This is a genomic window from Bacillus sp. SIMBA_074 (assembly GCF_046534555.1).
Classification (GTDB): Bacteria; Bacillota; Bacilli; order Bacillales; family Bacillaceae_G; genus Bacillus_A; species Bacillus_A mycoides.
Genome location: NZ_JAWRYM010000399.1, coordinates 1 through 278 on the forward strand (window position 1 = coordinate 1; position 278 = coordinate 278).

Annotated in this window: 1 protein-coding gene; it reads right to left on the reverse strand. The window is 60.8% G+C overall.

Going from position 1 to position 278, the window contains the following annotated elements; genetic code table 11:
• A partial coding sequence (locus SB773_RS31310) for a pyridoxal-phosphate dependent enzyme (protein WP_410594180.1) occupies window positions 1-278 on the reverse strand: 278 nt, incomplete at both ends.

A 278-nucleotide genomic window follows, 5' to 3' on the forward strand; every position in this document is an offset into this window, starting at 1 on the left:
AGAGCTCACTGGCGATATTGCCCTCGCGCCAGTTCGTCGCCTGGCTCGCGAATGTGAACTGATCCATGAAGTGCCCGCCGCGCTGGACCGTGATTCTTTGAGCCGTGCGGACCACATCTGCGGGATCGTCGACAATGAGCACCTGGCCCCCATGCCGCTCGATCAGCGCGATCTTCTCGCGACTCGTGGCGGTAGGGATGACGGCGATGAAGTCCAGCCCCAGTATTTGAGCGAAATAAGCTTCGCTGACCGCGGTGGAACCGCTCGATGCTTCAACG